The organism is Helicobacter sp. T3_23-1056, assembly GCF_053654535.1.
In genome coordinates, this window is the sequence record NZ_JBSIUU010000067.1 from 1 (window position 1) to 1,922 (window position 1,922).

Below are 1,922 nucleotides of genomic sequence, written 5' to 3' on the forward strand. Positions count from 1 at the left end.
AATTTATGGGGACAAATATGATAATAAAGCTGTGTTTTGGCATATTCTAAATAGGATTTCGCATAATAATAGTTGTGCTTTGAGAATGAGCTATGCGCTTAATTATGGTGGCGTATCAATAAAACACGAACTTTCAAAACCAAATGTTATAATAAATGGTAGTCTAGAACAAGACAAAGACGGATATAAGTATATTATGAGTGCTGCGGGTATGAGCGATTTTCTAAATGCTATTTGGGGAAAGGCGGATAAAAGTTTTAGGAAACAAGAATTAGATGATGAATGTATCAAATGGCTACAAAATCATAATAATAATGGTGTAATTGTCATAAGATTTTATTATAAAGAACCAGATTTTACTGCGACAGGGCATACTACTTTGTGGTATGGGAATAAACAATGTTTTGGGGATTATCAAGATGTTGGCGTATCAAAATATGCTACAAGAGCACTCACTTCATTTTTTAAAGCTAATCTCGCAACAAAACTTGAATTTTGGGAGTTATAAAATGAAAAAAACCATACTAACGCTATTATTAGCATTGGCAAAACTAAAGGCTGGATATACATTTGGGCTAATCGCACCAGAGGAGCTACCATATATGTCAAATGTATGCAAAGGATTTTTATATGGGGGCGAGCGTGGATACTCGATACATTACGAACTAGCATCAATCAAAAGAGTAAAAGAGGAACTAAAAAAATACGCAATGTCGTATTGTCTAAAAGTGGATTTAGATAAAATCTTCGTTCAAGCGACAAAAGAAGCACCAAGAATGGCACTGCAAGGCAGAGAAATCACCACAGATTTGCAAAACGAAACTGCAGATTTAAATTTTTTATGCACTAGCTTAGTAAATGAGGGCAAACAGCTAAATATCGATGGTGCACTAAAAGAGCTAAAATCTTATATAGATGAATCTTATGAAAAAAACAGATTTTTTATGACAGCGACTGGATTGGCTCGTAAAAAAGAATTGCGCAAGACAATGAGTGGATTAACACCTGAACAAGTCAAACAATGCTTGAAAATCTATGAATCTAGCGAGTTTGATGAGGCAATGGAAAACATTGCAAGAAAATATGGCAGATATCCGCTCGGTAAATAACCAAGCAGAAAAATGCTAAAGTTCAAAATGTTAGGATTTTGGGAAATAAAATAAAGGAACAAAAATGAGGTTATTTTTTATGGTGCTATTATCATTTTGTCTTTGCTATGGCACGGGCGAGAGGCTTTTAGATGAGAGAGTTGCCAAACTTATTTTGAACAAACAATATCAAATCACAAGCATAAAACGAGCAGGGCTAGAATACTGCCTAGATTACGAACAATTAAGACAAAAGAGTTTATCCAAAGAGGAACAAAAATCATTTTTCCCTTATGAATATAATCGATTTGAGCTGTATCTGCCCTTTGATAAACTCATAGCAATCAAGGCTTATAAACAATATGTTGATAGCTATTTGCAGTGGATTAACGGGCTATCGCAAGATGATTTTTATAAGCATTTTAATAAAATCCCAAATGTTGATAATAAATTTGAAATTTTGTCTAGATATGTATGATTCCCACGAAACAATGCCGAAGTGGAAAGAATCGTCAAAAAATACTGCAAAGAGTGCAAGTAAGGAATCTACAATATTTAAGATTAAATAAAGTAAAATCTAAAAATAAATCTACATAGGAATTAACAACTCAAAGGACAAATCATTGTGTCACAACTAAATCAAAAGAAATCCCAAATCTAAATCCACTGCTAAAATCTGATTCCCTAAAATGCACACATAAAGGCAAAACTTTATTTCGCCAAGCAAACCAAGCAAATTAAGCAACTTTACATTAAGCCATTTTGTTGTATTATTTTACTTCCCACCTCTAAATAAGGAGCATTTCAAATGTCAAACCTAAACCCTAACAATCC

The 1,922-nt window shown here is 33.2% G+C and carries 3 protein-coding genes; all 3 read left to right on the forward strand.

The features are described 5' to 3' along the window. On the forward strand, positions 1–508 hold a 508-nt coding region (locus ACWIUO_RS13635), incomplete at its 5' end, for a T6SS effector amidase Tae4 family protein (protein ID WP_454178433.1). 1 nt (position 509) lies between these two features. Then, on the forward strand, positions 510–1,109 hold the full coding sequence (locus ACWIUO_RS13640; protein WP_454178434.1) for a hypothetical protein: 600 nt from the start codon (positions 510–512) through the stop codon (positions 1,107–1,109). Between the two features lie 64 nt (positions 1,110–1,173). Then, a complete protein-coding gene (locus ACWIUO_RS13645) occupies positions 1,174–1,566 on the forward strand; it encodes a hypothetical protein (RefSeq protein WP_454178435.1) in 393 nt (130 codons plus the stop codon). The last annotated feature ends 356 nt before the right edge of the window (positions 1,567–1,922 follow it).

Bases quoted from the DNA above. Each gene is read 5' to 3' on its own strand.
- ACWIUO_RS13640 (WP_454178434.1), top strand. From the start codon at position 510: ATGAAAAAAACCATACTAACGCTATTATTAGCATTGGCAAAACTAAAG.
- ACWIUO_RS13645 (WP_454178435.1), top strand. From the start codon at position 1,174: ATGAGGTTATTTTTTATGGTGCTATTATCATTTTGTCTTTGCTATGGC.